The 4,046-nt window shown below is 51.7% G+C and carries 3 protein-coding genes; 1 reads left to right on the top strand and 2 read right to left on the bottom strand.

Features of this window, described 5'->3' with window-relative positions; translation table 11 throughout:
- A partial coding sequence (locus QUB56_RS36015) for a serine/threonine-protein kinase (RefSeq protein ID WP_332961152.1) occupies window positions 1–1,601 on the bottom strand: 1,601 nt, incomplete at its 3' end.
- A 498-nt stretch (window positions 1,602–2,099) separates the two neighbouring features.
- Window positions 2,100–2,558: a GatB/YqeY domain-containing protein gene (locus tag QUB56_RS36010; RefSeq protein ID WP_332961151.1), complete on the bottom strand. Its 459-nt coding sequence runs from the start codon at window positions 2,556–2,558 to the stop codon at window positions 2,100–2,102.
- A 324-nt stretch (window positions 2,559–2,882) separates the two neighbouring features.
- Between QUB56_RS36010 and QUB56_RS36005 the strand changes: the two genes are divergently transcribed.
- Window positions 2,883–3,875 carry a ribose-phosphate pyrophosphokinase gene (locus tag QUB56_RS36005; RefSeq protein WP_332961150.1) on the top strand — a complete coding sequence of 331 codons (993 nt, stop codon included), beginning with the start codon at window positions 2,883–2,885 and terminating at the stop codon, window positions 3,873–3,875.
- Window positions 3,876–4,046: the final 171 nt, after the last annotated feature.

Here is a 4,046-nt window from a genome sequence, read left to right as displayed (position 1 = left end):
GGCGCGGGTGTTGGTGCTGGTTCCGGCGACGGCGCGGGTGTTGGTGCTGGTTCCGGCGACGGCGCGGGTGTTGGTGCTGGTTCCGGCGACGGCGCGGGTGTTGGTGCGGGAGTCGGTCTGGGTGTTGGTGTGGGCGCTGGCGTAGGTTTGGGCGTAGGTTTGGGCGTCGGTTTGGGCGTCGGTTTGGGCGTCGGAGTTGGCGCTGGGCTTGGTTTGGGTGTCGGAGTTGGCGCTGGGGTTGGTTCTGGGGTTGGTTCTGGGGTTGGTTCTGGGGTTGGTTCTGGGGTTGGTTCTGGCAAAGGTTCTGGGGTTGGTTCTGGCAAAGGTTCTGGGGTTGGTTCTGGCAAAGGTTCTGGGCTTGGTGTCGGCAAAGGTGCGGGAGTCGGCGCTGGTGTCGGTTCTGGGGTTGGGGTTGGCAAAGGTTGTGGGGTGGGTATCGGACTTAGTGTCGGCGTCGGACTTGTGACTGGTGGCGCTGTCGGAGTAGGTTTGGGGCCCTGATTGTTGAGAAATGAGCCTACTAAGGCCCAGGAACCGAAGCCAGTTAAGATTACTAAGCCCGTCAGCAGTCCGATCGCAGCGATGGGATTGTCCCAAAAAGAGCCGGCAGCCGGCTCAATTAACGGGTCTGGCTGGTGAGGCGGGGGGACTCTCTGGGCGACTGGCTCTGGCGGCCTGCCCACCGCCACCGTTGCTACTAGCGAAGCATTTGACGGCACCACTGGTGGCGCGGGCGGTACAGTTGGCTGGTTGGGCTGAGGATTAGTTTGGGCGTCGAGTGCTTGGGCGACTTCGCTGACAGATTGATATCGATCGCCCGGAGACCGATTCAACATCCGATTGAGCACCAAAGCCAAACCCGGGCTCACCTGCACTCGCTGCTGCCAATTCCACTGCAGCGTTGTTTGATCGAGCAATTCCTGCGGTTCTTTGCCCGTCAGCAGGACGATCGCCGTTACAGCTAAAGCGTAGAGGTCGCTGCTGGCAGTTGCCCGCCCGCTTTGCAACTGTTCCATCGGCGCGTAGCCGATTTTACCGACAGTTGTGGCGTGGGCTGTTCCTTCGGGAGACTGGACTTTGGTTGCGAGTTCCTTCACCACACCAAAGTCAATCAGCACCGGCAACTGGTCGTTTTCCCGCCGAATTATATTTTCAGGGGAGATGTCGCGGTGGATGATGCCGCGGGCGTGGATGTGAGCCAGTACCGGCAGCATTTGCCGGATAAATACCAAGACTTCGGCTTCGGTGAAGGTGCGACCCTTGGAAGTTCGATCGAGCAGCAGTTCGCGGTAAGTCATCCCTTCCACGTAATCCTGCACTAAAAACAAACGCTGGTTTTCTTCAAATATTGCCCGAAACTGGGGAATTTGCGGGTGCGCTATTTGGTAAAGTATTGCCGCCTCTCTTTGAAACAATTCCTTCGATTTTTCCAAAACGTAAGGCCCGCTTTGCACCGGAATCAATTCCTTCAGGGCGCAGCGTTCTTGAAACCGCCCCAAATCTTCTACTAAATAAGTCCGGCCAAATCCCCCTTGGCCTAAAATATTCACCAAGCGGTAGCGGTTTTGTAGGAGAGTTCCAATAGCAATAGGTGGCTGCATAAGTTTAAGTAGACAATGTTTAAAAATAGACGATCGCTCACAGACATAGACTGCTACGTCTTTAATGCTTCATAGGATACTTCACTGTCTCTACTTCCCAGTCCCGACCAAAGTTAGTATTTTACATTTTTTTGACATTTTTGGACGCCAGGATCGTCAGAAACATGGTTTTTTCACGGAAATACAGAGGTTGCAACCTGCAGATCCGATCGAAAACCCGGTTTCTTTAGTCTTGATATCGTTTCCGGTTGGATGGGCACGATCGAGTCAAGGTCAATAATTCCACATTCCCCGACTGCCGACTGCCGACTGCCGACTGCCGACTCCCCATCCTGAACGGTGTTACCGGAATTGATATGATGAGTCCTGGACTGTTTGAGCAACTTTGAGCAACAGCCCGGATGCTCAAAGTTGCTCAAAGTTCAATATTCTTGTGGAGCGAATAGCCGGCCCCTGAAAGACCGATCGCCAATGCAGCAAGAAAAGAGTTAGAGCTAACTAGCTGTTAAGCTTTGCTTTTACCATCTCTTGAATTCTGTTACCGTCTGCTTTGCCCTTAAGCTGCTGCATTGCCTTGCCCATCACCTTGCCCATTTCTTTTGCAGAAGTAGCGCCAACCGAGGCAATCACTTCGTCAACGACTTGACTCACCTCTTCGTCTGACATCTGCGGCGGCAAATACTCTTCAACAATTGCCAACTCCGCCTCCTCTTGTGCCACTAAATCTTCGCGGCCACCTTTGCGGTATTGTTCGATCGAATCCCGGCGCTGTTTCGCTATTTGCATCAAAATTTCCATTTCTTGAGCTTCTGTCAGCGAGTCTTGCCCGGAAGGACGGAGGCTGACTTCTTTTTCGAGAATAAATTTCTTGATGCCGCGAACTGTTTCCAAGCGAACTTTGTCCTTGGACTTCATCGCTGCTTTGATTTCTGCGTCAATGCGTTCTCTTAAGCTCATCGATTTCTACCTTGCTTTGCCCGATATCAAAAATCTGGAGTGCGATCCCGATTCTTAACTTTTTTTACAGTATTTTTCAAGTTTATTGCCGGTTGGTGGCATTTTTATTGCCTCGATCCCGGACTCGGGCTAGATCCTTCGGGCTTCCATCGAATTTTGGGCGGATGCACTTCGGGCCGGGCCCCCAAATAAACTCCTATTCAGTTCACCTAACTTAACACTTGTGGCCGCCCGGAAAGTTAAATCTCTTAAAGAATTGGCTAATTATTTCTAGTTTCCGATGGTAAGATAGCGATGGAATAAACGTCCTGCAAGAGGCCTGCTGTGATCCGTTCTGCTACTTTACCGCTTCCGCTTCCCGAGCCGCCGGTTTCCGCTCATGACCGTCTGCGGCTGTTCTCCGGTTCTGCTAATATTCCCCTCGCCCAAGAGGTGGCTCGCTATCTGGGGATTGATTTGGGGCCGATGGTTCGCAAGCGGTTCGCTGATGGGGAACTCTACGTTCAAATTCAAGAATCGATTCGGGGTTGCGATGTTTACTTGATTCAGCCAACTTGTGGCCCAGTGAACGATCGCCTCATGGAATTGTTAATTATGATCGATGCTTGTCGGCGCGCTTCGGCCAGACAAATTACTGCCGTCATTCCCTACTACGGGTATGCTAGGGCTGACCGCAAAACGGCCGGAAGAGAGTCGATTACTGCGAAGTTGGTCGCTAATTTGATTACTGAAGCTGGGGCCGGTCGCATTTTGGCGATGGATTTGCACTCGGCTCAGATTCAAGGTTATTTTGACATTCCTTTCGACCACGTTTACGGTTCGCCGGTGCTTTTGGATTATCTGGCGAGCAAGCAATTAACGGATATTGTTGTGGTTTCGCCGGATGTGGGCGGAGTTGCTAGGGCGAGAGCTTTTGCCAAAAAGCTTGGCGATGCTCCCCTGGCAATTATTGACAAGCGCCGTCAAGCTCACAACGTGGCAGAAGTGATGAATCTTATCGGTGATGTCAGGGGCAAAACTGCTGTGTTGGTAGACGACATGATCGATACTGCCGGCACGATTTCTGAGGGGGCCCGATTGTTGCGCCGCGAGGGTGCGAGGCAGGTTTATGCTTGTGCTACTCATGCGGTGTTTTCGCATCCGGCGATCGAGCGTTTGTCTAGCGGGGTGTTGGAAGAGGTAATTGTTACGAATACAATTCCTGTGCTTGAAGAGAACCGTTTTGAGCAGTTGACAGTGCTTTCGGTAGCGAATTTACTCGGAGAAACTATTTGGCGGATTCACGAAGATAGTTCTGTTAGCAGTATGTTTCGCTAGATAGGAAAGGCGCTTTTTGAATGTTTGTTTTAGGGTGCGTTACACTTGGTTAACGCACCTTTTTTTGTGCGGATTTTGCCATCGTTTCCCGCAAGTAATACCAATTTTCAAAAATCATGCAACAGTAGCTAGGGCTGACAAAATGTAATCCCATCCAGTTATAGATGCTAT

Origin of the sequence: Microcoleus sp. AR_TQ3_B6 (genome assembly GCF_036702785.1) — a bacterium.
In the GTDB taxonomy this organism is placed as follows: domain Bacteria; phylum Cyanobacteriota; class Cyanobacteriia; order Cyanobacteriales; family Microcoleaceae; genus Microcoleus.
The sequence above is the reverse complement of the archived record's forward strand: the minus strand, read 5'-3'. Positions and strand labels throughout refer to the sequence as shown.

Excerpts from the sequence above, each read along its gene's own strand:
- QUB56_RS36010 (WP_332961151.1), bottom strand. The coding sequence starts at position 2,558 with ATGAGCTTAAGAGAACGCATTGACGCAGAAATCAAAGCAGCGATGAAG.